Genomic DNA, 25,426 nt, shown 5'->3' with positions numbered 1-25,426 from the left:
ATGTTCTGATCCATTTCGGGACGGCCACGCGGCGGCTCCGAAGCTGGCGAAGAGGGGACATCATGTTCGACCTGCCCTTGGACGACTCGCCTCTGGACGATCTGCCACTCGACGACCTGTCTCCCGACCACGGGTGCCAGCCGATGGCGATCCTGTTCGAGAACGCCGACTGGTGCGTCGCCGCCGACGGCCTCGTGCATCGCGAGACCGGCTATTTCATCGCGCGTGACATGGTTTCCCAGCGGCGGGGCGACCTCTGGGAATGGCCGATGCATCTGGCCGAGAAGAGCTGGTGCACTCCGCGCAGCTTCCGGGAAGCGTTCCTCGCCGCTGTGGCGGCATTCGGGGTCGAGATGGATTCCGGCCTCTCGCAGTCCTTCGCGATCGCCTTCGGGGTGGTCGCCGGCGCCGGGACGCGACGGGGCGACGCGGGCTTCGTGCCCCTGGGCGATCTCGTTCGGCCGAAGTCGGCGAGTTCCGGGGTGGCCCGGAAGCGCACCCCGGCCGGCGAGGCCCGTTCGGCGACGCGGCGCGCAGGTTCGCCGGCCGATCCGCGGACGGGCGAGGCGGCACGCCAGCGCGTGGCCCTCTGAGACTGTTCGGCGCGGCGCCGAGCCCTAACTTCCCGGTTGCGATCCAGGATGTCTTCGTCCCGCGCGATCGCTTCTCCCAGTTCGCCCCGGGAACACCATGTCGCACACGTCGGATCATCGCGCTGACACCATGCCGCTCGAGGGCCTCGACGGACTCCTGACACCGCCCTTTTCCCGGCGCGGTTTCGTCATGACGAGCCTGATGACGGGGCTGACCCTCGCGACGAGTTCCGTCGAGGCCCAGGTCATCAGGACCGACGCCGAGGACATCGAAGCCGGTGAAGTGAAGATCCCCGCCGCCGATGGCCCGATGCCCGGATACCGGGCCATGCCGAAGGGAGAGGGGCCGTTTCCGGTCATCCTCGTCATCGAAGAGATCTTCGGCGTTCACGACTACATCAAGGATATCTGCCGCCGGCTCGCTAAAGTCGGCTACTGTGCGGTCGCTCCCGAGCTCTATGCCCGCCAGGGCGATCTTTCGACCATGACGGACGCGAAGGTGATCATTCGCGATGTCATCTCGAAGACTCCGGACGCCCAATGGATCGCCGACCTGGACGCCGCCGCGGGCTGGGCGGTCTCGGCCTCGCATGGGGATCCGTCACGGATCGGAACGATGGGCTGGTGCCGCGGCGGCCGTGGCGTCTGGCTCTACGCCGCCCACCGGAAGGACCTTAAGGCGGGGGTCGCGTGGTACGGACCCGTCGGCGGTGAGCGCACCGAGATCCAGCCTCGCACGGCCACGGATCTGGCGGCGGACATCAACGCACCGCTCCTGTGCCTGTACGGTGGCGCGGATACCGGCATCCCGGTCCCGGCTGTGGAAGCCGCGCGGGACAAGGCCAAGGCCGCTGGCAAGTCGGTGGAGCTCTTCGTGTATCCGGACGCGCCGCATGGATTTCATGCGGATTACCGGCCGAGCTACCGTGAAGGCGATGCGAAGGACGGTTGGGCGCGGGCCCTAGCCTTTCTCAAATCTCATGGTGTTGGCTAAAAACCTCGCGAAAGCGTGGCACTGAAAGCACAACGGGCCTGCGCGGCGTTCCTTCGGGGCTATTGGTCGGTTCCGCCACATTGACAGCTTCGCGCCTCCGTGGCGCAAGATTGCACTTGGCCCGCCGTTCTGGCCCGAAGAGCGTACCGGACCCATGAGTGCAGTGACCCCATCTGACGCACGTCCCGTGATCCTCGTCGTCGAGGACGAGCCAGATGAGCGGTTCCTCGCGGCCGAGCTTCTCGAAGAGACCGGCTTCCGGGTGATCGAGGCCGAGACGGCCGAACGCGCCCTGGCGATCCTCAATGATCGGGGCGATGAGGTCAGCGTCGTTTTCTCGGATGTCCGCACACCGGGGCCGATCGGGGGCTTCGAACTGGCCCGGATCATCGGCGTCACCTGGCCGCGTGTCCGGGTCCTTCTGACCTCCGGCGATGCCGGGGACCAGCCCAGTGACCTGCGCGTCTCGGCGACGTTCATTCCAAAGCCCTGGCGCGCGGCGGATATCCTGGCCTGGGTCGAGGAGGCCGCCGGACGCCCCGACGACGCAGCCTCCGGGCCGGACGTCATCGGCTCCCCTCTGCGCGGAACCTGAAATTATCATAGATCAGTGGAAACATCGGGGCGCTTGACCGTTGTCCGGGTTCACGCAATCGAGAGGCCGCGCGATGGCCCGAAAGCCGACGATGAACTTTGCCCCATCGGTCCGTGCCCAGCGTTTGGATGAAGCGTGGTCGTCCCTGACCGCCTTGCCCGAAGATCGGATGCTCGCGACACTCGGAAGCAGTCTTCGCGACGTCTATCGAGCGGTTACCGACGCAACGCAGCCCAACGATCTGATGCGTCTTGCGGCAATGATCGACGAGCGGCGCGGCCAGTTCAAGCGCTGAATCCCACATTCCGCCGGCCCAGTGCGGCGGGAATACCGCACTCAGACGCGTCGGATTGCCGTATGGTTCGGCCCACATTCGATCCGTGCTTCGCGAGGACTGGCCTTCGAAGCTCACGGGCCGCGTCATCGGACTGTCCATGCGTTTCACACTGAGCCTCGGCGTTGCCGCTCTGGGCCTCGCCGCGCTGATGGCGGCGGTCGTTCCAGCCATCGCCGCCGCCCCGCCGAGCCAGCCCGCGGAAGGGCCCGGCGGGGTCGGCGATCGCGCTGCGACCGTCGTGAAGCGCGGCCTCGGCAAGGCCGGCTCCGGCAGCTTCGTCTTCCACAAGGCGGGCGCCGCACCGGCCGAGGGCCGCCCGGTCGTCGTCTTCCTTCACGCTTGGGGGGCCCCCAATCCGCAGGCCTACGGCAGCTGGATCGACCACCTCGCCCGAACCGGCTCGCTCGTCATCTTTCCGCGCTTTCAGGACCTCAACCGGACGCGCCCGTCGGAGGCGAGCGCGATCGCCGAGCGCATCCTCAAGTCGACGCTGTCCGACCTGGCGAGCGATGCCGACGCCAAGCCTGACCCGAAGCGGGTCGCAGTCATCGGGCACCTCGCCGGCGCACCGATCGCCGCCAACCTCGCCGCCGACGCGGCCGAGCAGGGCCTGCCGATCCCGCGTCTCGTCTTCGCGATCATGCCCGGCGGTATCGCCAGCGACGCACGTGCCCGTGGGATCGTCCTGCACGATCTCGGCCGGATCGCGCCCGAGACTCTGGTCATCACCGTCATCGGCGACCGGGACGCGCGGGCTGCCGACCTGGCGGGGCGACGCATCCTGCGGGAGGCCAGCGGCGTGCCGAGCGAGCGCAAGCTGTTCGTGCGCGCCCTCTCGGACGACCATGGGTTTCCCGCCCTGGCCGCGACGCTGACGTCGCCGGCCGGCGTGGATGCCGCCTATGACGGATCGGCAATCAAGCTGCCGCCGGAGCCGCCCCGCGACCCGAAGCAGCCGGCACCGCCGTTCAAGTGGTCGCCCGACATGGCCCTCACCGGCGAGCAAACCACCCTGGTCTCCCAGATCAACAATTCCCGCGCCGACAGCCTCGACTATCTGGCCTATTGGAAGACCTTCGACCTCGCCGCGGCCGCGGCCTTCGGTGGAACAGATGCCGCGAGCTTGAAAGCCAACCCGCGCTTCAGCGACATGGAGCGTTGGGCCGACGGCTGGCCGGTCAAACGCCTCGTCGTGGAAACGCCGCGCCCGCCCGCGGCCCAGCCGGCCGCCGCACCGACCCCGGCGACGACGGGTACCCGCCCGAAGCCGGCGGCGTCGCGCCGCCCCTGACGCGCGCGTTCAGCCCCGCCGTACGGCCGGGAGGCGGAAGCCCGCATTCGTGAGGGATCGGGGCTCTGGCGCACGCTTTGCGTGGAGGTGTCCGGGTCAACCGGATACGCCGCCATGCCCGATTTCATCGCTATCCTAGCCGCGTCAGCGTTGTTCTGTGGCACCGTGATCGTCCTGAATGGCCTGACGCGCCTTCTGCTTCAGATGCACGGATCGATCGGCGATCTCGCGGAGAACGGCTTCGCGCAGTACGGCCTCGCCCTCGCCGTAGCTGGTCTCGTCTGGCGACGCGTCGTCCGCCGCAACGCTCTGTGACGTCGATCCCGGTTTCCGCCCTGCGGCGCCATCGAAGAACTGAGTGAAACGTGCCGTCCATCGCCCGGGGAAAACGTGGCGAACCTGTGACGAACCCAGGAACCGTCCCGCTAACTTGGCGTTATGCTGTCATGAGGTCGCAGCCGATGCTGCACCGTACTTGATGAAGGGTAGAGTCACATGCTCGGATGGGCCGTTACGTTCCTGGTCGTCGCCCTCGTCGCGGCGCTGCTTGGTTTCGGTGGAATTGCCGGTACGGCGATGGAAGCCGCGAAGCTCGTGTTTTTCGTCGCGATCGTCCTGTTCGCCATCTCGGCTGTGATCGGCCTGATGCGCGGTCGTTCGCCGACGCTCTGACGTCCCTCGACGCAAGCGCGCCGGACGTTTGAAGACATGAAAAGGGCCGCTCACGAAGAGCGGCCCTTTTTCGATGCAGGCGGAGGCGCCGCCACGGACCTATGCGGCCCAGGGAGGGAATGCAGGTGCGACGGGTACCGCCTCAGCTCGAGGGCTCGGAATTGGTGGCCGAGGCGTCGAGTTTGGCAATGAGATCGCGGAATCGATCCGGCACCGGTTGCTGTACGATGGTGTCGTACATGGCCCGCAGGTGAAGCCCGATTCGCTTCTGTGTATGATCACTCAGGCCCTGCCCGGGCAAAGCGTCGCCTGTCTTCGGGTCGGCACCCTCGGGTGAGGGGCCGGCACCCGGTCCGTTTTCGTCCATACGTCGGTCCCCTTGGATGTCGACAAGCGACATCGCCGCGATTGTTTTGCGGCTTCACATAGGCCATGGCTGCACCTGCAACGCTGGTGTGAACAATCGGTTCCCGCTCAGCGGAACGGAGCCCTGCATTCCGCGTTGTGGCGGAGGCGCCCGATAGAACGGCAAAGCCAAGGGGATATAATGTCGACAGCTCAACTCGTCGTTCAGCATCTGCCGTACCTGCGCCGTTATGCGCGGGCGCTGACCGGCAGCCAGGTTGCTGGCGACGCCTACGTGGCAGCCACGCTGGAAACACTCGTGAACGAGCCGGAGACACTCGGCCGCAGCTCCAACGTAAAGGCCGACCTGTTCCGTGTCTTCACCCGCATCTGGAACTCGCTCTCGGTGAACGGCCAGAGCGAGCAGGTTCAGCACGATCTGCCGGCGGAAGTCCGCCTCGGTCAGATCACGCCTCTGCCGCGCCAGGCCTTCCTGCTCTCCTGCCTTGAGGGCTTCTCCGAGGAGGATGCCGCGATCATCCTCGACGTCGACGTCAGCCAGGTCCGCGACCTCGTGGACGAAGCCGGACGCGAGCTCGCCGCCGACATGGCGACCGAGATCCTCATCATTGAGGACGAGCCGCTGATCGCGATGGATCTCGAAGCGCTCGTGGAAGGCCTGGGCCACAATGTGATCGGCGTTGCACGCACCCGCACCGAAGCGATCAAGATCGCCTCCGGCGGCACGCGCCCGGGCCTGATCCTGGCCGACATCCAACTCGCCGATGGCAGCTCCGGCCTCGACGCGGTGAACGACCTCCTGAAGACCTTCGAGGTACCAGTGATCTTCATCACGGCCTATCCCGAGCGCTTCCTCACCGGCGAGCGCCCCGAGCCGGCCTTCCTCATCGCCAAGCCTTTCCAGCCGGCCAACGTCTCGGCGGTGATCAGCCAGGCGCTGTTCTTCCAGCAGAGCGCGCGTCGGCGCGAGGCCAAATCGGCCTGATCGTCCGCCAAACGCGCACTGGCCGCCTGCGAGGATCGGCTTACGAGCGACGAAACGAACCCCGGTCCAGCGGCCGGGGTTTTTTCACGCCACCTTCACGGGCCACCGCCGCCAGGAAAACCGGCACAAAAAAACGGGTCGGATTTGCTCCGACCCGTTGAAAGGTTCCGGCCTATGCACAAGGGGAATGCGGGGGAGGACCAGGCGGCCGGGTGCAGGAACAACGACCAGCGCTCGGAGCGGTTCCGATCCGGCATCTCAGCGAGCGCTTTTTTTCTGTGCCGATGCAGATTCGCCACAGGATCCGAGAGCCCCGGGGCCATGGCCTCGGCAATCCAGAGAATGCGACGCATCGCCTTAAGGACTGGATATCCAGATCAAAAGGGTTAAGGAACCGTTGTTTCCGGTCTGCGTTGAGCTGACAACCTGTCAAGCTCTGCGCGGAGATTAGGACAATGTCTCGGTCTGGCTTCTTTCTCAGCGTGAGTGGACCGGCCGCCATACTGACGTTGCTGATTCATCCGACGATCCGCCTGGCGGCCGATCAGTGGGCGCCCGCAACCAGACCGGTCGCTTCGCTTGCGCAGCAAGAAAATCCCGAAATCCGTGACATTCCGGCAACGGTTGGCCAGGTGCATCTCGCGTCCGTTCCGAGTGTGGCACCGCGTTCCGAGCCGGTCGCTCCCGCTCTGGGGAGGACGGCCAGCGATAGGGAGCTGCTCCGGCTGCGCAAGCCGCTCCAGGAAGGCTGCGAGCGGGCCATCAGTTCCCTGGCCGGCCCGGAGGCCCGTCGTATGGTGCCGGGCCGTTGCATGACCTGACCGAGACCGATCGAACAATTGAGACATACGAAAACGCCCCGTTCTGCTCGAACGGGGCGTTTTCGTAGATTCATAAGGTACGAAAAAGGCGCGTAGCCCTTGAGGGCCACGCGCCGAGACGGATGCTACTCGTCGCCGGGACGGCCGGAGCCGCTCGACTGACCGCCCTTGCGGCCCGCATTCGAGGCCAGCTCGCGATCTTGCGAGAACGAGCGCTTCTCGGCCGGCACGCTGCGGCCGCCCTTGCTCGCGATTTCCCGCTGCCGTTCGAGGTCCATCGATGCGAAACCTCGCTTCGAGGTGGAATTTCCTGATGCCATCAGCGCCTCCTCAGCTTTGCGTTCACTGCCAAGACAACCTTTGCCAATATCGATGGTTCCTCATCTGATCGCTGAGCGAGCAGTCCAGGCCCCGAGGATTGGCGATTAATTTAAGCTTAACCGTTAGATGTAGAGGCTGTTCTGACGGGCTGAGGCCCAGGCGGATCGCTTCCGCTGGGGGCGCCGCAGCCCGCGGGCCGTCGGGGTCTGGACAAAGGGGCGCCGACCCGCATTGGATGCGCCAGGATCGTGCCGGACCGGGAGGGACGTCGCGTCACGGGAGCCCGACTCAATGACCCTCGAGACAGAGGTTTCGTCCCTTCGCCAGGTGCCCCTGTTCCGCGGTGTCGAGCCGTCGCGCCTGAAGCTTCTCGCCTTCACCAGCGAGCGCGTGCATTTCGAGGCCGGCCAGCAGCTCTTCGCTCGGGGCGACGCGGCCGATGCGGCCTATCTTCTCCTGGAAGGTTCGGCGGAGGTCTCCATCGACGGACCGCAAGGTCCTTTTCGCCTGGCGCTGCTGGGCGCGAACGCCCTCGTCGGGGAGATGGGCATCCTCGCCGACCAGCCGCGCTCGGCGACCGTCGCCGCCGTCAATCCGGCCATGGCCCTGCGCATCGATCGGACGGTCTTCCTGGAACTTCTGGCGCAGTTCCCGCCCATCGCCATCGCGGTGATGCGCGAACTGGCGCTCCGCCTCGAACAGACCAACCAGCAGCTCGCCCAGAGCCGGGGCTGAGGGCGAAGGCCGAGCCGCGTGCCTACGGGGAGGCCGGGTAGGTGATGAACTCCATCAGGGAGCCGTCAGGGTCTCGGAAGTAGAGGCTCACCCCGGCGCCGGCGGCACCGTTGCGCTCCACGGGTCCGAGCTCGATCGTCACGCCCAGCGACGCGAGGTGGTCCGCGGCCTGCTCGATCGTGCCCGACCAGCGAAAGCACAGATCGCTGTTCCCCGGCTGCACGGGGATCCGCGCCAGCGGCGTCGCGTTCACCCCCGGCCCGTGCACGTTCAGCTGGACGCCGCCGAAGCGATAGACGAAGGCCGCCCCGCGGGAGATGATCTCGGCCCCCATCACGTCACGATAGAACGCGTTCGAGCGCTCCCAGTCCGTGACGTGGATGACGCAGTGGTCAAGATGGACGGCGGGGGCGAGGTCGGCCAGAGGGGCGCCCGCATCGATCTCGGAAAGCACCTGCGTTTCGACCATCGTCACCCGTACTCCGGAGCCCATGGCGGCCCGGAGCCATCATGGAAGTCCCGTTCGCGCGATGCAATGCGCGGGGCGCAACCCGGCTCGTCCCGCCGTCATCATCCGATCTCGGACGCCTCCGCCGCAGGGCTGCTCGAGCACGCAACTGCTTACCTGCGGCGGGAATGACACAACGTCGGCGCCCCGGGAGCGGTAGTCAGGGGACAGAGCCGTCCTCCGACGCGTCGAAACGTGGAGCTGTCCATGCCGTCCCGCCGCCTCATCCTCGGCCTGATCCTGATCGCGCCCCTCGCGGCATGCCAGTCCCGTGGCCCCGTGAACCTGGCCCAGGACGACGAAGCGGCCTGGTACACCGGCACGATGCCGGACACGCCCTACGACGTCCCCCTGGTCGACAAGTCCCGGCTCGATCCGAAGTATCGCCGGCAGGTGGTGCGCTACACCGGTCCGGAGAAGCCCGGCACGATCGTCGTCGACATCGACAACCGGCAGCTCGCCCTGGTGCAAGAGGACGGGACGGCGGTGCAGTACGGCGTCGGCGTGGGCAAGCTCGGCTTCTCCTGGAAGGGCCAGGCCCGGGTCGGACGCAAGGGTGTCTGGCCCGACTGGAGCCCCACCACCACGATGGTCTCCCTCAACCCGGACCTGCCGCGCACCCGCAAGGGCGGCGTCGACAATCCCCTCGGCGCCCGCGCCCTCTACCTCTACCAGGGCAACCGCGACATCCTCTTCCGCATCCACGGCACCAACGAGCCCTGGAGCATCGGCGAGCAGATGTCGTCCGGTTGCGTGCGGATGCTCAACGAGGACATCGTCGACCTCTACGAGCGGGTGCCCTTGGGCACGCAGGTCCTGGTCAGGCGCAACGGCAAGTACCGCGTCTGACACCGCCTCTGAGCCGCCACGCGGCGCCGACAAGTCCTGAAGCCGTGCCGGAGCGCGCCCCATGACCATCACGATCTCCAGTCTTCAGCCTGTCATCGCCCTGGCCGCCGGCGTGCTGATCCTGATCGTCCCGCGGCTGCTGAACTTCATCGTGGCGATCTACCTCATCCTGGTCGGCCTGATCGGCCTCGGCGTCTTCCGCGCGCTGGGCTGATCCGGCAACGGCTCCGTTACAGCGGGCCCGAAGCGTCACGCGGTGCCCGCCTGGAGAAGCCGTTCATCTTGCGTTGCAGCAGAAGATGGTCCAACCCGCCGTGTTAGGCATGGGGCAGTGTTCACTCCTGCAAGCGGACGGATACAGATGGGCAAGTGGGTCTACTCCTTCGGTGACGGCAAGGCCGAGGGCCAGTCGTCCATGCGCAACCTCCTGGGCGGGAAGGGCGCGAACCTCGCGGAGATGTCGAATCTCGGTCTTCCGGTACCACCCGGTTTCACCATCACGACCGAAGTCTGCACGTACTATTACGACCACGGACAGCAGTATCCGGACGAGCTGAAGAGCCAGGTCAAGGCCGCCCTGGACGCCGTCGGCGCGCTCACCGGACGCGGCTTCGGCGATCCGGAGAACCCGCTCCTCGTCTCGGTCCGCTCGGGCGCCCGCGCCTCGATGCCGGGCATGATGGACACCGTGCTCAACCTCGGCCTCAACGACATCACGGTCGAGGCCCTGGCGCAGGGCGCCGGCGACCCGCGCTTCGCCTACGATTCCTACCGCCGCTTCATCACCATGTACTCGAACGTCGTCCTCGGCGTGGAGCACCACGCCTTCGAGGAGGCGCTGGAGCACTACAAGGAAGGCAAGGGCGTCAGCCTCGACACCGAGCTCGGGGCCGAGGACTGGAAGCACCTCGTCGGCAAGTATAAGGCCATCGTGAAGGCCGAGCACGGCGCCGATTTCCCGCAGGCCCCCGAGGACCAGCTCTGGGGCGCCATCGGCGCGGTGTTCGATTCCTGGATGATTCCACGCGCGAAGAAGTACCGCGAGCTGAACAGCATCCCGGAGAGCTGGGGCACGGCCGTCAACGTCCAGGCCATGGTGTTCGGCAACATGGGCGACACCTCGGCCACCGGCGTCGCCTTCACCCGCAACCCGTCCACCGGTGAGCGCGCCCTCTACGGCGAGTTCCTGATCAACGCCCAGGGCGAGGACGTGGTGGCGGGCATCCGCACCCCGCAGGACATCACCGAGAAGGCCCGCATCGAGGCGAAGTCCGACCGTCCGTCGATGGAGCTGGCCATGCCCGAATCCTATGCGGAGCTGGTGCGGATCTACGGCCTCCTCGAGAACCACTACCGCGACATGCAGGACATGGAGTTCACCATCGAGAGCGGGAAGCTCTGGATGCTCCAGACCCGCAACGGCAAGCGCACCGCCAAGGCGGCCCTGCGGATCGCCGTCGATCTGGCCGCGGAAGGCCTGATCACCGAGGAGGAGGCCATCGGCCGCGTCGAGCCCGCCGCCCTCGATCAGCTCCTGCACCCGACCATCGACCCGAAGGCCGAGCGCAAGGTCATCGCCGCCGGCCTGCCGGCCTCGCCGGGCGCCGCCACCGGCGAGATCGTCTTCAACTCCGAGGATGCCGAGGCCGCTCGCAAGGCCGAGCGCAAGTGTATCCTGGTGCGCGTGGAGACCTCTCCGGAGGACATCCACGGCATGCACGCCTCCGAGGGCATCCTCACCACCCGCGGCGGCATGACCAGCCACGCGGCCGTGGTGGCCCGCGGCATGGGAAAGCCCTGCGTCTCCGGCGTCGGCTCGATCCGCGTGGACTACAAGGCCGGCACCCTCTCGGTCGCCGGGACCACCCTGAAGGCCGGCGACAAGATCACCATAGACGGCTCGACGGGCCAGGTGCTCCTCGGCGAGGTGGCGATGCTGGAGCCGTCCCTGTCGGGCGAGTTCGCCACCCTCATGGGCTGGGCCGACAAGGTGCGTACCATGAAGGTCCGCACCAACGCGGACACCCCGACCGACGCGCGCGCCGCCCGCAACTTCGGCGCCGAGGGCATCGGCCTGTGCCGCACCGAGCACATGTTCTTCGAGGGTGACCGCATCGTCGCCGTGCGCGAGATGATCCTCGCCGACGACGTGGAGGGCCGCCGCGCGGCGCTCGCCAAGATCCTGCCCTACCAGCGCCAGGACTTCGTCGAGCTGTTCACGATCATGTCGGGCCTGCCCGTCACGATCCGCCTCCTGGATCCGCCGCTGCACGAATTCCTGCCGCATACCGACGAGGAGGTCCGCGACGTCGCCACGAGCACCGGCGTCTCGGAGGACAAGCTGCGCCGCCGCATGACGGAGCTGCACGAGTTCAATCCGATGCTCGGTTTCCGTGGCTGCCGCCTCGCCATCGCCTTCCCGGAGATCGCCGAGATGCAGGCCCGGGCGATCTTCGAGGCTGCCGTCCAGGCCGCCAAGGAGACCGGCGCGCCCGTCACTCCCGAGGTGATGGTACCGCTCGTCTTCACCAAGATGGAGTTCGACATCGTCAAGGCGCGCATCGATGCCATGGCGAAGGCCGTCGCTGCCGAAACGGGCGGCACGGTTGATTACCAAGTCGGCACGATGATCGAGCTGCCTCGGGCCGCGCTCCGGGCCGGCGACATCGCCGAGACGGCGGAGTTCTTCTCCTTCGGCACCAACGACCTGACGCAGACCGCCCTCGGCATCTCCCGCGACGATGCCGCGACCTTCCTTGGCGCCTACACGCAGAAGGGCATCCTGGCGGCGGATCCGTTCATCAGCATCGATCAGGAAGGCGTCGGCGAACTCGTGCGCATCGGCGTGGAGCGCGGCCGGGCGGTTCGTCCCGACATCAAGCTCGGCATCTGCGGCGAGCACGGCGGCGACCCGGCCTCGGTGGCGTTCTGCCAGGACGTCGGCCTCGACTACGTGTCGTGCTCGCCCTACCGGGTGCCGATCGCCCGTCTCGCGGCCGCCCAGGCGGCTCTTGCCGCCAAGGCCGCAAAGGCTGCCAAGTAGGATCGCACGAGGGGCCGCGGCGACTCGCACAGTGTCGCCGCGGCCCGACGATGACGGATCGGGACGGCCGCGCGCCGTCCCGGGTCAACGGTCGAACGAACCATTCAACAAATTGTCGAAAACGCGGCGAACCGATTCCGCGCGGGCACGTTCAGTGCTAGTGCCAAACCATGACGCGCAGGCAACCCTGCTGACTGGGGCGGCAGCCAACGCGTGGGATCGCCGGCATGAACGACACCAGCCCACCCCCCCTGTTTCTCAACGAAAGTCCCGTCGCCGTCCCGCTGCCCCGCGTGATGCAGCAGGCGTATCTCTGGATCGTGGCCGGCCTGAGCGGCCTCGCCACCATCGTGCTGTTCGTCTTCGCCGTCGCCACGCAGAGCGGGGCCGATGCCGAGCGGATCGCCGGCGCGCAGGAGAGCGGACGCTCGAACCTCGCGACCCTGGTCAGCAGCCTGGCGGCGATGCACGGTCGTCCCGGCGCGCTCTGACGCCTCCGCTTAACCGCTCCGCAACCATACCGCACGATAGTTGAACGCAACGGCCGCTTCCGTGTCCTCCTGGGACCGGCGGTGTGAGCGTTTGGCATCCTGGTGCGAGTCGGTTGCGTGGGTAAGAAACAGGTACGGCGCGCGTCGCATCTGCGCTGGCTCAGCGCGGCGATGACTCCCTGGGCGGCGGGCATCGGGCTGCTCGTCTCCTTCACCGCCACGGCCGGCACGGACATGGCGCCGGGCTCCGCCGGGCGCGCGGCCGGTCCGGCTCGGCTCCTCGCGACGGCCTCGCCCGGGGCCCGGCTTGCGGGGACGGAGACGCGCTCGCACGCGCCGCACCGGGTCTACACCCGCAGCACCACCGAAGGCCTTCTCTTCGCCGAGGGCCGGGGCGACGCCCTCGTCGTACGGACGAGCCTCGCGGAGCCCGTGAGCGGCTTGCTGGAATCGGGATCGGCGACCTGGAATCCGGACCTCGATGCCGGCTTCGTACCACCCCCCGACCTCGGCCTCGATGCGAGCGGGGAGAGCGAGGGCTCGGTGATCGCGGTGGAGGATGGGGCGACCCCCGCCATTCCCCGCGCGGAAGCGCTCTCCTCGACCACCCCGGCCCCGGCCGATGCGACGCCGATCGAGATCGCCGCCGCGAGCCTCGTCTTCCCAGGCCTGTCGCCGCGGGGATCCCAGGCGGACGGCGCCACGCCGGGTGCGGCCGTGCCCCCGGACGTCGCACGCCACCGCTACGCCGACCTGATCGGGCCCGACGCCATGGACCGCGAGCAGCGCTGTCTCGCCGAGGCCGTGTACTTCGAGGCGCGCAGCGAATCCGAAGAGGGGCAGGCGGCGGTCGCCCAGGTCGTCCTCAACCGAGTGAAGAGCGGTCTCTATCCCAGCAACGTCTGTGGCGTCGTCTATCAGAACCGCCACCGCTACATGGGCTGCCAGTTCTCCTTCGCCTGCGAAGGCAAGTCCCTGCGCATCGCCGACGGGCCGTCCTGGCAGAACGCCACCCGGATCGCCAGCGCGGTCATCGAGGGGCGGACCTACCTGAGCGAAGTCGGCGGAGCGACCCATTACCACGCGGACTACGTAAAACCAGGCTGGTCACGGCGCCTGAAGAAGATGGACGTCATCGGGCGGCACATCTTTTACCAGCTCAAGCGCGGTCAGACCTGATTTTCTCGACAGTTCCGCGTGTTTTACCTAAGCAGTGAAACTTCTAAGTAGTCCTAAGCTTGGGTTAATTTTACCTTGAGTCTCGATACAGCTTGATCGAGCGGCAACTTGGCGGCCTCTGGAACGTCGAGATGCGCGCGGGCTTCGCGCGCCATCCCGTCCTATCCAGCGTTTCGAGCCGAGGAACCCGTCATGACCACGCCGGTCGCAGCCCGTATCAGTCTCGCCGCCATCGCGGGCGCCGTCATCACCCTGTCCTCCGCCCAGGCCGGCGGCTGCGGCGGCGCCGAGTGCTACCGCCACGTCAACACCCCTCCGGTCTACGGCGCGGTGTCCGAGCAGGTCCTCGTCCGCCCGGCCGAGACCGTCTACCGCACCATTCCTCCGGTCTACGAGACCGTCTCGGAGCGTGTTCTCGTGGCGCCCAGCGGCCGGGTCTGGCAGACTCGTCGGGATGCCTATGGTGAGCTGATCGGTTGCTGGGTGGACGTGCCGCCGCAATATTCCGTCCGCCGCCGCCGCGTCCTCGTGCAGCCCGCGCAGACGATTCCCGAGACCCTTCCGCCGCAATACGCCAGCGTCCGCCGCCGGGTCCTGGTGCAGCCCGCCCGGTCGGGCTGGGTCCCGGCCAATTACGGCCAGGGCGGCTATCCCGGCGCCTTCGGCCCCAGTCTCGCCGTCGGCTCGATTCCCGACGCCTTCGGCATCACCGGTGCCAGCTCGGCCGATGTCGGCGTCGGCCTCGGCTTCTCCTCCGGCAGCATCTACGACGGCTACTGAGCCCTTCGTCGCCGACCCTTCTCCGGCTCCGGACGCCAGCGGCGCCCGGGGCCGCTTGATTCGGACCGTCCGTGCCACACCTCAGTCCCGTCAGTGGAGGCGTGCCATGGGTCGGTTCAAGGCTTGGGTCATCGAGAAGACCGAGACGGGGCAATCCATCGCCTTCCAGGATTTCGACGACGCCGACCTGATGCCGGGCGACGTCACGGTCCGGGTCACCCACTCCACGGTGAACTACAAGGACGGGCTGGCGATGACCGGCAAGTCGCCGGTGGTGCGCCGTTTCCCCATGATTCCCGGCATCGACTTCGCCGGGATCGTCGAGACCTCGGATCATCCCGACTACCAGCCCGGCGATGCGGTGGTGCTCACCGGTTGGGGCGTCGGCGAGACCCATCTCGGGGCCTATGCGCAGCGCGCCCGGGTCAAAGGCGACTGGCTGGTGCCGCTTCCCCAGAGCCTGAGCCCCGCCCAGGCGATGGCGATCGGCACCGCCGGTTATACGGCGATGCTCTGCCTGATGGCCCTCGACCACCACGGCGCGACTCCGTCACAAGGACCGGTTCTCGTTACCGGCGCCTCGGGTGGCGTCGGGTCCGTGGCAGTGGCCTTGCTGGCGCAGGCCGGCTGGCACGTCATCGCCTCCACCGGCCGCGATGCGGAATCCGACTACCTGCGCGGCCTCGGTGCCTCGGAAATCCTCGACCGCGCGGAGCTGAGCCAGCCCGGCAAGCCGCTGGCCAAGGAGCGCTGGGCAGCGGCGGTGGATGCGGTCGGATCGGTCACTCTCGCCAACGTCCTGGCGGGGACGAAGGTGGACGGTGCGGTCGCCGCCTGCGGTCTGGCGCAGGGCATGGACCTGCCGACCTCGGTCGCCCCGTTCATCCTGCGCGGTGTCTCTCTGCTCGGCATCAACAGCGTGACGACGCCGCAACCGAAGCGCCGGGCGGCCTGGGACCGGCTCGCCCGGGAGCTCGATCACGACAAGCTGGCGGCGATGACCCAGACGGTGCCGCTGGCCGGCGTCGATACGGTGGCACGGGCGATCCTCGAAGGCCGGGTCCGGGGACGCACGGTTGTCGAGGTCGCCTGAGCATGACGGAACGTCGGGCAGGCGCCGGGCGTTTCCCCGATCATGAGCCAAGCATTCGTCCGTGAGCGTGACGGTGAAGCGGTGTTCGAGGATCTTCCCGAACGCACGATCTCTTCGCACCCGAATTTCGTCACCCCCGAGGGCCTGGCCCATATCGAGGCGGAGGTCGCACGCCTTCAGGCCGCGTTCTCGGCCCTGACGCCCGAGGCCCAGGCCGACGTAGCCCGGGTGAATCGCGATCTCGCTTATTGGACCGCCCGGCGCAGTTCCGCGCAGTTGGTCGAGGCGGAGCCGGGCGACGTGGTCCGCTTCGGCTCGACTGTGACGATCCTGGCTGAGGACGACAGCCGCCGTACCTACCGGATCGTTGGTGAGGACGAGGCCGACCCGGCCCAGGGCACGATCTCCTATGTCTCGCCGATGGCGCGCGCGCTGACCGGCAAGGTCGCCGGCGATGTCGTCGAGGTGAACGGGCACGAGAGCGAGATCTTGGAAATCGCCTGACGGGGTCTCGTAAATCGGGTCAGGGGGCATTGGCCAGGGCCCGAATGACGCGCAAGAAAAAAGGCTCGGATTGCTCCGAGCCCAAGAAGGGAAAAGGCCATTGGGGGCTGAACTGGCCTTCGTACGGGGAAAACACGCCCCCGGCGGCTTGGTTCCAGCGCATCCCGAAAAAATTCTAGCGCGGCGCCGCAGCCCTCCGAAGCCGGTCGTTGATAGCCTCGCCGAGACCCCGCTCCGGAATGGGCGCCACCGCGATCACCGGCGCCCCGAGGCCGTCGAGCTGGCGCAGGGCCGAGAACAGCCGGGCCGCGGCCTCGGCGAGATCCCCTGTGGGACTGAGGTTGAGGCGCGCCTGCGCCGCATCCGCTCCCGGGAGCGGCACCGGCCCGAACAGCAGCGCCACTTCGTCCGGTGCGGCGGCGGTCGCCTCGAGGCGGACCTGCGCCCGCGGCGCGTAGTGGGAGGCGAGGAGTCCCGGGCCGACCGGATGGGCTGTATCCCCCCGCTCCGGGCCGGCCAGAGCGAAGCCGAGGCGCGCTTCCAGCGCCTCCCGTGTGACGCCCCCGGGCCGCAGCAGCCGGGGTGGACCGCCGAGACAGGCCACCACGGTGGATTCGACGCCGACCGGCGTCCCGCCGCCATCCAGCACGGCAGCGATCCGGCCCTCAAGGTCCGCCAGGACGTGATCAGCACGGGTCGGGCTGACGCGTCCCGAACGATTGGCTGAGGGCGCGGCGACGGGCCTGCCGACCTGCGCCAGCAGGGCCCGGGTCAGGTCGGGCGCCGGCACCCGGAGGGCGACGCTCGGCAGGCCGGCCCGAGCGAGGTCGCAGACGCGGCAGCCCGGCGCAGCGGGCACCACCAGCGTGAGGGGACCGGGCCAGAACGCCGTGGCGAGGCTGCGCGCCGCGTCGTCGAACAGGCCCTCGGCGAAGGCCGACTCCGCGTCGGCGAGATGCGCGATCAGCGGATTGAAGCGCGGCCGCGCCTTGGCGGCGAAAATCTTCGCGACCGCCGCCGGGTCGGTGGCATCGGCCCCGAGGCCGTAGACCGTCTCAGTGGGGAAGGCCACGACCTGCCCGGCCCGGAGCAGGGACGCGGCCGCCGCGATCCCGGCGGCGTCCTCGGTCAGCCGACGCGTCGCCACCGCCGGGATCGCGTCGTCGGGGATTGACCCGAGATCGTTCATATCTAAACTATCTTCGCTGGCGCCCCTTCGGCGGGGAAAGCCTGGGCCTAGCGCCCGTCCGGGCCATGCGTCAAACACGGGGCGACACGCGTCGATTCAACCAAGGCGCGGGAGGAAGCAACATGACCTATCGCGCTCCGGTGGCCGACATGCTGTTCGCCCTGCGCCACGTGGCCGGGCTCGACGCTGCCCTGGCGGCCGGCCTGCACGGCGACCTCGCCGTGGACGACGCGGAAGCCGTCCTGGCCGAGGCCGGCAAGGTCGCCGAATCGGTCATCGCCCCCCTCAACCGGGTCGGCGACCGGCACGGCACGCCGCTCAAGGAAGGTGCCATCACCACCCCGCCGGGCTGGCGCGAAGCCTACCGGACCTGGATCGCCGGCGGCTGGAACGGCCTCAGCGCCGACCCCGACCATGGCGGGCAAGGCCTGCCCCTCGTGCTTAACGCCGCCTGCAACGAGATGTGGAACGCAGCGAGCATCGCCTTCGGCCTCTGCCCGCTCCTCACGGCGGGCGGGATCGAGGCCCTGGCCCAGCACGGCTCGGACGACCTCAAGACGCGCTACCTCGCCAAGCTGATCTCGGGCGAATGGACCGCGACCATGAACCTGACGGAGCCGCAGGCCGGCTCGGACCTGGCCCTCCTGCGCAGCCGCGCCGAACCCCTGGGGGACGGTCGCTACGGCATCGTCGGCGCGAAGATCTACATCACCTACGGCGAGCACGACCTCACCGATAACATCGTCCACCTCGTGCTGGCCCGGCTCAAGGACGCGCCCGCCGGCACCCGCGGCATCTCGCTGTTCCTCGTGCCCAAGATCCTGCCGGACGGCAGCCGCAACGACCTGCGCTGCTCCGGCATCGAGCACAAGCTCGGCATCCACGGCTCGCCCACCTGCTCGATGGCCTTCGGCGACGACGGCGGCGCCGTCGGCTGGCTGATCGGCGAGGAGAATCGCGGGCTCGCCTGCATGTTCACGATGATGAACTCGGCCCGCCTCAACGTCGGCCTCCAAGGCGTCGGCATCGCCGAGCGGGCCTACCAGCAGGCGCTGGGCTATGCCCGCGACCGGCGTCAGGGCAAGGCGCCCGGCGCCCCCGAGACCAGCCCCATCGTCGAGCACGCCGACGTGCAGCGCATGTTGCTGACCATGAAGGCCTTCACCCAGGCCGCGCGCGGCATCTGCTACCTCACCGCCGCCGCCCTCGACGCGGCCGAGGGCCCGGAAGGGCAGGGGGCGCATGACCGCGCCTCGCTGCTGACGCCGGTGGCCAAGGCCTTCTCCACCGACATCGCCAACGAGGTGACCTCGCTGGGTGTCCAGGTCCATGGCGGCATGGGCTTCGTCGAGGAGACCGGCGCCGCCCAGCACATGCGCGACGCCCGCATCCTCGGCATCTACGAGGGCACGAACGGCATCCAGGCCATCGACCTCGTCGCCCGCAAGTTACCGCTCAACGGCGGGGCGACGGTGCGGGCGCAGATCGCGAGCCTGCGCCGGACCGCCGAGGGCTTCCTCAAGGATCCCGATCCGGCCTTCGGCAGCCTCGGCGCCCGGCTGCGTGCCGGCATCGAGAGCCTCGACCGGGCGACGAGCTTCCAGCTCAAGGCCCTCGCGTCGAACCGGCCGGAGGCGGCGCTGGCGGGCGCGACGCCGTATTTGCGCCTGTTCGGCTTGGTCCAGGGGGGCGCCTGCCTCGGTCGCCAGGCGCTCGCCGCCCACGCGGCGCTCAAGGCGGGGGACACCGATCCCGCCCATGCGGGCCGGATCGCGCTGGCCCGGTTCTTCGCCGACAACCTGCTGACCGCCGTGGGCGGCCTGGAGGAGAGCGTCGTCGCGGGTGGGCGCTTCACCGAGGACGCCGCCCTCGCCCTGGCGAGCTGATCCGGCCCCGCCGAGCGTCGCACTCGCGCGGATCGAACACCATCCAGGAGGGCAGGGCACCATGAGCGAGCACATCGCGATCGCGGATACCGCCGACGGCGTCCGCCTCATCCGCATCGACCGGCCCGAGAAGAAGAATGCGCTGACCGGCGCCATGTACGACGCCCTGCGCGCCGCCCTGGTGGAGGCCGACGAACACGATGCGATCAGCGCCGTGGTGTTCGCCGGGGCGCCGGGCGCCTTCAGCGCGGGCAACGACCTCGCCGATTTCGTCGCGGGCGCGAGCAAGCCGTTCCGCGAGGCGCCGGCCCTGCAGTTCATCCGCCAGCTCGCCCGCACGCGCACGCCGATGATCGCGGCCGTGGACGGGATCGCGGTGGGGATCGGCACGACCCTGACCCTGCACTGCGACCTCGTCTATGCCAGCCCGGCGGCCCGCTTCCGCATGCCCTTCGTGGAACTCGGCCTCGTGCCGGAGGCGGCGTCGAGCTACCTGCTGCCGCGCCGGGTCGGGCTCCTGAAGGCCACGGAGATGCTGCTCCTGAGCCAGCCCTTCGACGCGGACGAAGCGCTGGGTCTCGGGCTCGTCAACGGGGTGATGCCGGCCGGGCTGCTGCTGGAGCATGCCCGTGCGCAGGGCGCGCGCCTCGCCGGGCTGCCGCGCGGGGCGGTGCAGGCGACGCGGGCGCTGATCCGGGGCGACCAGGCCGCCCTGGACGCCGCCCTGGAGGCCGAGGCCGTGGCCTTCGAGGAGCGCCTGCGGTCGCCCGAGGCCCAGGCCGCCTTCGCGCGCTTCCTCGGCCGGGCCAAGCCGGCGTGACCCCCGCACCGGACCTGCTGCGCGGAAAGATCTGCCTCGTCGCCGGCGCCTCGCGCGGGGTGGGACGCGGCTTGGCGCGGGGGCTCGGCGAGGCCGGCGCCACCGTCATCGTCACCGCCCGGTCCAGCGAGACCGGGCCACGCACGGAGGGGCGGCCCGAGACCATCGAGGATACCGCCCGCGCGGTCGATGCCGCCGGTGGCGAGGGCCATCACTACCTCTGCGACCACACCAGCGAGCGCGCCGTCGACACCCTGGTCCACTGGGCCCTGCGCCGGTTCGGGCGCATCGACGTGGCGGTCTCCAGCGTCTGGGGGGGCAACGAGGGTTATGACGGCGAGCGCTACGCCGATGGCGCCGCCTGGGGCACGCCGTTCTGGCGCCGCTCGGCCGAGCCGTTTTCGGACTTCTTCGGGAGCGGCCCCTATCCGGCCCTCCTCCTCGCCCGCGCCGTCGCCCCCGCGATGGTCTCGGCGAAATCCGGCCTCATCGCCTTCGTCTCGTTCGACACCGCGCCGGGCTATCTCGGCGACATCTTCTACGACCTGACCAAGGCGGCCACGAACCGGCTGGCCTTCGCTTGCGCCGAGGAACTGGCGCCGCACGGGGTCACGGCGCTCGGGCTGTCCCCCGGCTTCGTGCGCACCGAGCGCGCCGTCGACATCGGCCATGCCGACCGGGCGACGGAGACCCCGCTCTATGCCGGCCGGGCGCTGGCCGCCCTGGCGGCCGACCCGGCCGTGGCGGCGCGGGCCGGGCAGATCCTCCATGCGGGCGACCTCGCGGCCGAATACGGCTTCACCGATGCGGACGGCACGCAGCCGGCCCGGTTCCAGATCAACGCCGAGGAGAGCTGAGACATGAGCGATTCGCTGCAGGGCAAAACCCTGTTCATCACCGGGGCGTCCCGCGGCATCGGACTCGCCATCGCCCTGCGGGCGGCCCGCGACGGCGCCAACATCGCCATCGCGGCCAAGACCGACGCGCCGCATCCCAAGCTGGCGGGCACCATCCACACCGCCGCCGCCGCCATCGAGTCGGCGGGCGGCCGGGCGCTGCCGCTTCTGGTGGATGTCCGCGACGAGGACAGCGTCGCCTCCGCCATCGCCCGGACGGCCGAGACCTTCGGCGGCATCGACATCGTGGTGAACAACGCCAGCGCGATCGCGCTGACCCGGACGCCCGAGACCGAGATGAAGCGCTTCGACCTGATGCATGGCGTCAACACGCGCGGAACCTACATGGTCAGCAAGTACGCGATCCCGCACCTCGCCAAGGCAGAAAACCCGCACATCGTCATGCTGTCGCCGCCCCTCGACATGGCGGAGAAGTGGTTCGCGCCGCACCTCGCCTACTCGATCGCCAAGTACGGCATGTCGCTCTGCGTGCTCGGGCTCGCCGGCGAGCTCAAGCGCCAGGGCATCGCCGTGAACGCTCTCTGGCCGCGCACCACCATCGCCACGGCGGCGGTGCAAAATCTGCTGGGCGGCGAGGCGCTGATGCAGGCGAGCCGCACGCCCGAGATCCTGGCCGACGCCGCCCACGCGCTGTTCCGCCTGCCCGCCCGCGCGGTGACGGGCCGCTTCCTCATCGACGACAGCTTCCTGGCGGAGCAGGGTGTCACGGACTTTTCAAAATACCGGGTCACACCCGGCATTCCTCTTGCGCCGGACTTCTTCGTGCCGGATGCGAGCACACCGCCTCCCGGGGCCTTCGCCTGAGACATCCCGCGTGATCTTCATCCACCAGCCGGTCGCCGGCGCCGGGCAGACCCTGCTCGAGCGCCGTTCCCTCGAATTGCAGGAGCCGATCCCCGACGACACCGTCTGGCTCGACATGGTGCGGCCGAGCCGGGAGGAGGACCTTAAGGTCGAGGTCTTCATGGGCATCTCGGTGCCGACCCGCGAGGAAATGAAGGACATCGAGCCCTCCGAACTCCTCTACGTCGAGGACGGGGCGCGCTACATGACCGGCCGGGTGCTGAGCAAGGTCAGCGAATCCGAGGAGCCGGGGCTTGCCGGCATCACCTTCATCCTGCGCGGCAGCCGCCTCGTCACGGTGCGCTACGAGGAGCCGCAGGCCTTCCGGATGTACACCCAGCGGGCCGGCCGCTCGACGGGCAACGGCCCCTCGGCCGTGCCCTCGGGCGAGACCATCCTGGCCGGGCTGATCGAGACGGTGATCGACCGGGCGGCCGACGTGCTCCAGCTCCAGGGGGAGCGCATCGACCGCCTCTCGGGCAAGATCTTCGAGGAGAAGGAGGACCCGAGCGCCCGCAACACCGCCCTGCAGGACACCCTCCGGGCGCTCGGGCGCCACGGCGACCTGATCTCGAAGCAGCGCGAGAGCCTCGTCTCGATGGAGCGCATCCTGCTCTCGCTCTCGGCGACCTACCGCACCGCCAAGGCGCCGCGCGAGTTGCGCGAGGACGTCCGCTCCACCCTGCGCGACCTGCAGTCCCTGGAGGAGCACGCCACCTTCCTGTCCTCCAAGATCCAGTTCCTCCTCGACGCCACGCTCGGCCTGGTGAACCTGGAGCAGAACAACATCATCAAGCTGTTCTCGGTCATGGCGGTCGTGTTCATGCCGCCGACCCTGATCGCCTCGATCTACGGCATGAACTTCAAGGCGATGCCCGAATTGGATTGGGGATTCGGATACCCGATGGCGGTCGTGATGATGGTCGTGGCGGCTGTCCTTCCATACGTGTTCTTCCGCTGGAAACGCTGGTTGTAGCGAGTATCCGATGCATCCTGTTAAGGATGCCGATGCAATGTAACCGCGCTTGGCATGATCCGGAGGGCGGATGCATGCTCTTGGAGCGGTTCCATGACCTTCAAGACCCTGACCATCCGCACTCGGTTGGTTGCCAGCTTCGCGATCATCACATTCTTCATCGTCGCAATTGGCTGGCTTGGAATGTCCGGTGTCGGACGGATCAACGCACTACTCACCGCCGTCCAGACCAATTGGCTTCCGAGCGTGCAGGTGAGCGGTCGGATCGACGTCGCCCTGGCCCGCTACACCACGAGCCTGCTGCGCGTGACGCAGACCACGGATGCCGGCGACCAGGCCAAGATCGAGGCCGACATGACCAAGCGCCGGGAACAGGTCGGTGCCCTGTCCAAGAGCTATGAGCGCCTGATCAGTTCGGATGCGGAGCGCGGGCATTTCCAGGCCTTCAGGCGGGAGGTCACCACCTTCTTCGGCGTGGCCGACCGGATCGTCGCCGCCGCCCGCACCGCCCCGAAGGGCGAGGCTTACGCCCTCTACCTCTCCGACGGCGTCGAGCCGCGGCGGCGCGCCTCCACCGCCCTGGAGAAGCTCATCGAGATCAACGACGCCGGCGCCGCGCAGGCCGAGGCGGAGGGCGTCGCCCTCGCGTCCCAGACGACGTCGATCGCGCTGGCGGCCCTCGGCGTGGCCGTCGTGCTCGCGGTCCTGCTCGCGACCCTGATCATCCGCAGCGTCACGCGGGGCATCGACTCGGTGGTGCAGCCGATGACGGCGCTCACCGCCGGGAACCTCGCCGTGACGGTCCCGCACCAGGGCACCGGCACCGAGATCGGCCGCATCGCCGACGCCGTCCAGGTCTTCAAGGAGAGTCTGATCCGCATGAAGGCCCTCGAGGCGGACACGGCCTCGGCGCGGGCCGGGGCCGAGGCCCAGCGTCGCCGGGCGATGCAGGAGATGGCCGACGGCTTCGAGCGTGCCGTGGGCGGCATCGTGGACTCCGTGGGCAGGGCCGCGAGCGAGTTGCAGGCGACCGCCCAGGCCATGAGCGGCACCGCGAGCGAGACCGCCGGGCGTTCCCTGTCGGTGGCCGCCGCCGCCGAGGAGGCAGCCTCGAACGTCGAGACGGTGGCGGCGGCAGCCGAGGAGCTCGGCTCCTCCGTGCAGGAGATCGGCCGCCAGGTGCAGGGCTCGGCCGAGCTCGCCGGCGCCGCCGTGCGCGAGGCCGGCACGACCGCCGCCCTGGTGCAGGAACTCAGCGGCGCGACGGCGCGGATCGGCGACGTGGTCAAGCTGATCTCCGACATCGCCGGTCAGACCAACCTCCTCGCGCTGAACGCCACGATCGAGGCGGCCCGGGCCGGCGAGGCCGGGCGCGGCTTCGCCGTGGTGGCAACGGAGGTGAAGGAACTGGCCGGGCAGACGGCCCGGGCCACCGACGAGATCAGCACGCAGATCGCGCGGATCCAGGGCGCCACGGCCGAAAGCGTGCACGCCATCGACGCCATCCGCGGCCGGATCGACGAGATCAGCGCGGTGGCGACCACCATCGCGGCGGCCGTCGAGGAGCAGGGCGCGGCGACCCAGGAGATCGTGCGCAACGTCGCGCAGGCCGCCACCGGCACGGGCGAGGTCACGGCCAACATCGCTGGCGTGGCGGGAGCGGCCGAGGAAACCGGCGCCGCGGCAAGCCAGGTCCTGGCGTCCGCCTCGGCCCTCGCGCGCCAGTCCGACCATCTCGGCCAGGAGGTCGGCCGCTTCCTCGCCGGCGTCCGCGCCGCCTGAGGCCGGCGACGCGCCCCCGGGGGATCCGTCTCCCCGGGGGGCCTGAGCCCCTTGCCCATCGGGTCGAATTTGCGGATCGTCCGCGGATGTGTGGACGCTTCTTCATCGCCCAGGCTCCGGACATCTTCCGGGCCTTCTACGGCTATCCCGAGCTGCCGAACTTCCCGCCCCGGTACAACGTGGCGCCGACCCAGCCGGTGCCGGTGGTGCTGTCCGAGGGCGGGCGGCGCCGGTTCCGGCTGGTGCGCTGGGGTCTGTGGCCGAGCTGGGTCAGGGACCCGAAGGACTTCCCCCTCGTCATCAACGCCCGGTCCGAGACCCTGCGGGAGAAGCCGACCTTCCGCGGCGCCCTGCGTCACCGCCGCTGCGTCTTCCTGGCCGACGGGTTCTACGAGTGGCGCCGGGAGGGGACGGGCAAGGCCGCGACGAAGACCCCCTTCATGATCCGCCGCGCCGACCGGGCACCGATGGCGCTCGCGGGCCTCTGGGAAAACTGGCTCGGGGCCGACGGCTCGGAGGTCGACACGGCGGCCGTCGTCACCACGGACGCGAACGGCACGATGGCGGCGGTGCACGACCGCATGCCGGCGATCCTCGCGCCGGACCAGATCGATTCCTGGCTCGACACCCGCGACACGGAGCCGGACGCCGCGGTGAAGCTGTGCCGCCCCTGTCCCGACGACTGGCTCACGCTGGACCCCGTCAGCGCCCGGGTGAACGACGCCCGCATCGATGCGCCGGACCTCATCGAGCCCCTGGCCCGGCCGCAGAGGGGCGAAGCCGGGCGGTCTGCCCCGCCCGCCGCGCAGCCGCGCTCCAGCGACGAGGATGCGCAGGGTGCCCTGTTCTGAAGGGG

Annotated in this window: 28 protein-coding genes; 24 read left to right on the top strand and 4 right to left on the bottom strand. The window is 69.1% G+C overall.

Annotated features, from left to right (window positions below):
* Positions 1-62: 62 nt before the first annotated feature.
* The 7 genes from AC6EUL_RS16225 (at position 63) to AC6EUL_RS16195 (ending at position 4,482) form a co-directional block, all read left to right on the top strand.
* Complete coding sequence (locus AC6EUL_RS16225; protein ID WP_499871286.1) at positions 63-593, top strand: hypothetical protein; 531 nt, start codon at positions 63-65, stop codon at positions 591-593.
* 130 nt (positions 594-723) lie between these two features.
* Positions 724-1,587 (top strand): dienelactone hydrolase family protein, encoded by an 864-nt coding sequence (locus tag AC6EUL_RS16220; RefSeq protein WP_499871336.1) that lies wholly within the window; start codon positions 724-726, stop codon positions 1,585-1,587.
* Positions 1,588-1,741: 154 nt separating this feature from the next.
* Positions 1,742-2,182, top strand: a complete 441-nt coding sequence (locus AC6EUL_RS16215; RefSeq protein ID WP_056272453.1) for a response regulator — start codon at positions 1,742-1,744, stop codon at positions 2,180-2,182.
* Between the two features lie 91 nt (positions 2,183-2,273).
* Positions 2,274-2,477: a hypothetical protein gene (locus AC6EUL_RS16210; protein WP_056272450.1), complete on the top strand. Its 204-nt coding sequence runs from the start codon at positions 2,274-2,276 to the stop codon at positions 2,475-2,477.
* 139 nt (positions 2,478-2,616) lie between these two features.
* Positions 2,617-3,810 carry an alpha/beta hydrolase gene (locus tag AC6EUL_RS16205; RefSeq protein WP_499871283.1) on the top strand — a complete coding sequence of 398 codons (1,194 nt, stop codon included), beginning with the start codon at positions 2,617-2,619 and terminating at the stop codon, positions 3,808-3,810.
* A gap of 114 nt (positions 3,811-3,924) precedes the next feature.
* On the top strand, positions 3,925-4,125 hold the full coding sequence (locus tag AC6EUL_RS16200) for a hypothetical protein (RefSeq protein ID WP_499871281.1): 201 nt from the start codon (positions 3,925-3,927) through the stop codon (positions 4,123-4,125).
* A 180-nt stretch (positions 4,126-4,305) separates the two neighbouring features.
* Positions 4,306-4,482 carry a DUF1328 domain-containing protein gene (locus tag AC6EUL_RS16195; protein WP_003599466.1) on the top strand — a complete coding sequence of 59 codons (177 nt, stop codon included), beginning with the start codon at positions 4,306-4,308 and terminating at the stop codon, positions 4,480-4,482.
* 142 nt (positions 4,483-4,624) lie between these two features.
* Here AC6EUL_RS16195 and AC6EUL_RS16190 read toward each other — a convergent pair whose 3' ends face one another.
* Positions 4,625-4,849 carry a NepR family anti-sigma factor gene (locus AC6EUL_RS16190; protein WP_056211330.1) on the bottom strand — a complete coding sequence of 75 codons (225 nt, stop codon included), beginning with the start codon at positions 4,847-4,849 and terminating at the stop codon, positions 4,625-4,627.
* A 180-nt stretch (positions 4,850-5,029) separates the two neighbouring features.
* Between AC6EUL_RS16190 and AC6EUL_RS16185 the strand changes: the two genes are divergently transcribed.
* On the top strand, positions 5,030-5,833 hold the full coding sequence (locus AC6EUL_RS16185; protein WP_055953119.1) for a response regulator: 804 nt from the start codon (positions 5,030-5,032) through the stop codon (positions 5,831-5,833).
* Positions 5,834-6,779: 946 nt separating this feature from the next.
* Here the strand turns inward: AC6EUL_RS16185 and AC6EUL_RS16180 are convergent.
* Positions 6,780-6,974 carry a con-10 family general stress protein gene (locus tag AC6EUL_RS16180; RefSeq protein ID WP_055953126.1) on the bottom strand — a complete coding sequence of 65 codons (195 nt, stop codon included), beginning with the start codon at positions 6,972-6,974 and terminating at the stop codon, positions 6,780-6,782.
* A gap of 292 nt (positions 6,975-7,266) precedes the next feature.
* On the opposite strand from AC6EUL_RS16180, the gene AC6EUL_RS16175 reads away from it, so the two are divergent.
* A complete protein-coding gene (locus AC6EUL_RS16175) occupies positions 7,267-7,710 on the top strand; it encodes a cyclic nucleotide-binding domain-containing protein (RefSeq protein WP_499871276.1) in 444 nt (147 codons plus the stop codon).
* 22 nt (positions 7,711-7,732) lie between these two features.
* Here AC6EUL_RS16175 and AC6EUL_RS16170 read toward each other — a convergent pair whose 3' ends face one another.
* Positions 7,733-8,179: a VOC family protein gene (locus tag AC6EUL_RS16170; protein ID WP_499871274.1), complete on the bottom strand. Its 447-nt coding sequence runs from the start codon at positions 8,177-8,179 to the stop codon at positions 7,733-7,735.
* A gap of 246 nt (positions 8,180-8,425) precedes the next feature.
* Between AC6EUL_RS16170 and AC6EUL_RS16165 the strand changes: the two genes are divergently transcribed.
* The 8 genes from AC6EUL_RS16165 to greA all read left to right on the top strand — a co-directional run bounded on the left by AC6EUL_RS16165 (position 8,426) and on the right by greA (position 16,157).
* Entirely contained in the window at positions 8,426-9,067 is a 642-nt protein-coding gene (locus AC6EUL_RS16165) for a L,D-transpeptidase (protein ID WP_499871272.1), read from the top strand.
* A gap of 61 nt (positions 9,068-9,128) precedes the next feature.
* Entirely contained in the window at positions 9,129-9,281 is a 153-nt protein-coding gene (locus AC6EUL_RS16160; RefSeq protein WP_082487738.1) for a DUF3096 domain-containing protein, read from the top strand.
* A 147-nt stretch (positions 9,282-9,428) separates the two neighbouring features.
* Positions 9,429-12,110, top strand: a complete 2,682-nt coding sequence (gene ppdK / locus AC6EUL_RS16155) for a pyruvate, phosphate dikinase (protein ID WP_499871270.1) — start codon at positions 9,429-9,431, stop codon at positions 12,108-12,110.
* Between the two features lie 227 nt (positions 12,111-12,337).
* Positions 12,338-12,601, top strand: a complete 264-nt coding sequence (locus AC6EUL_RS16150) for a hypothetical protein (protein WP_056211342.1) — start codon at positions 12,338-12,340, stop codon at positions 12,599-12,601.
* A 171-nt stretch (positions 12,602-12,772) separates the two neighbouring features.
* The gene (locus AC6EUL_RS16145) at positions 12,773-13,780 is read left to right on the top strand and encodes a cell wall hydrolase (protein ID WP_499871334.1); all 1,008 of its coding nucleotides are present in this window, start codon (positions 12,773-12,775) and stop codon (positions 13,778-13,780) included.
* Positions 13,781-13,972: 192 nt separating this feature from the next.
* On the top strand, positions 13,973-14,560 hold the full coding sequence (locus AC6EUL_RS16140; RefSeq protein ID WP_499871268.1) for a hypothetical protein: 588 nt from the start codon (positions 13,973-13,975) through the stop codon (positions 14,558-14,560).
* 106 nt (positions 14,561-14,666) lie between these two features.
* A complete protein-coding gene (gene acuI, locus AC6EUL_RS16135) occupies positions 14,667-15,653 on the top strand; it encodes an acrylyl-CoA reductase (NADPH) (RefSeq protein ID WP_056378625.1) in 987 nt (328 codons plus the stop codon).
* 42 nt (positions 15,654-15,695) lie between these two features.
* On the top strand, positions 15,696-16,157 hold the full coding sequence (gene greA / locus AC6EUL_RS16130; RefSeq protein WP_499871265.1) for a transcription elongation factor GreA: 462 nt from the start codon (positions 15,696-15,698) through the stop codon (positions 16,155-16,157).
* Between the two features lie 175 nt (positions 16,158-16,332).
* Here the strand turns inward: greA and AC6EUL_RS16125 are convergent, their stop codons facing one another.
* Positions 16,333-17,346, bottom strand: a complete 1,014-nt coding sequence (locus AC6EUL_RS16125) for an L-threonylcarbamoyladenylate synthase (RefSeq protein WP_499871263.1) — start codon at positions 17,344-17,346, stop codon at positions 16,333-16,335.
* 122 nt (positions 17,347-17,468) lie between these two features.
* Between AC6EUL_RS16125 and AC6EUL_RS16120 the strand changes: the two genes are divergently transcribed.
* From AC6EUL_RS16120 to AC6EUL_RS16090, 7 genes are all read left to right on the top strand, one after another.
* The gene (locus AC6EUL_RS16120) at positions 17,469-19,232 is read left to right on the top strand and encodes an acyl-CoA dehydrogenase family protein (RefSeq protein ID WP_499871261.1); all 1,764 of its coding nucleotides are present in this window, start codon (positions 17,469-17,471) and stop codon (positions 19,230-19,232) included.
* 61 nt (positions 19,233-19,293) lie between these two features.
* Positions 19,294-20,052 (top strand): enoyl-CoA hydratase-related protein, encoded by a 759-nt coding sequence (locus AC6EUL_RS16115; protein ID WP_499871259.1) that lies wholly within the window; start codon positions 19,294-19,296, stop codon positions 20,050-20,052.
* Positions 20,049-20,909 (top strand): SDR family NAD(P)-dependent oxidoreductase, encoded by an 861-nt coding sequence (locus tag AC6EUL_RS16110; RefSeq protein WP_056378634.1) that lies wholly within the window; start codon positions 20,049-20,051, stop codon positions 20,907-20,909. The genes AC6EUL_RS16115 and AC6EUL_RS16110 overlap by 4 nt, the downstream gene beginning before the upstream one ends.
* Positions 20,910-20,912: 3 nt before the next feature.
* The gene (locus AC6EUL_RS16105) at positions 20,913-21,773 is read left to right on the top strand and encodes an SDR family oxidoreductase (protein WP_056211359.1); all 861 of its coding nucleotides are present in this window, start codon (positions 20,913-20,915) and stop codon (positions 21,771-21,773) included.
* A 10-nt stretch (positions 21,774-21,783) separates the two neighbouring features.
* Positions 21,784-22,788: a magnesium transporter CorA family protein gene (locus AC6EUL_RS16100; protein WP_056211361.1), complete on the top strand. Its 1,005-nt coding sequence runs from the start codon at positions 21,784-21,786 to the stop codon at positions 22,786-22,788.
* Between the two features lie 93 nt (positions 22,789-22,881).
* Positions 22,882-24,570: a methyl-accepting chemotaxis protein gene (locus AC6EUL_RS16095; RefSeq protein WP_499871255.1), complete on the top strand. Its 1,689-nt coding sequence runs from the start codon at positions 22,882-22,884 to the stop codon at positions 24,568-24,570.
* 86 nt (positions 24,571-24,656) lie between these two features.
* A complete protein-coding gene (locus AC6EUL_RS16090; protein WP_056272418.1) occupies positions 24,657-25,421 on the top strand; it encodes an SOS response-associated peptidase in 765 nt (254 codons plus the stop codon).
* The last annotated feature ends 5 nt before the right edge of the window (positions 25,422-25,426 follow it).

Source organism: Methylobacterium sp. 001424705 (assembly GCF_059816145.1).
This window is presented reverse-complemented; position numbering and strand designations above follow the sequence as displayed.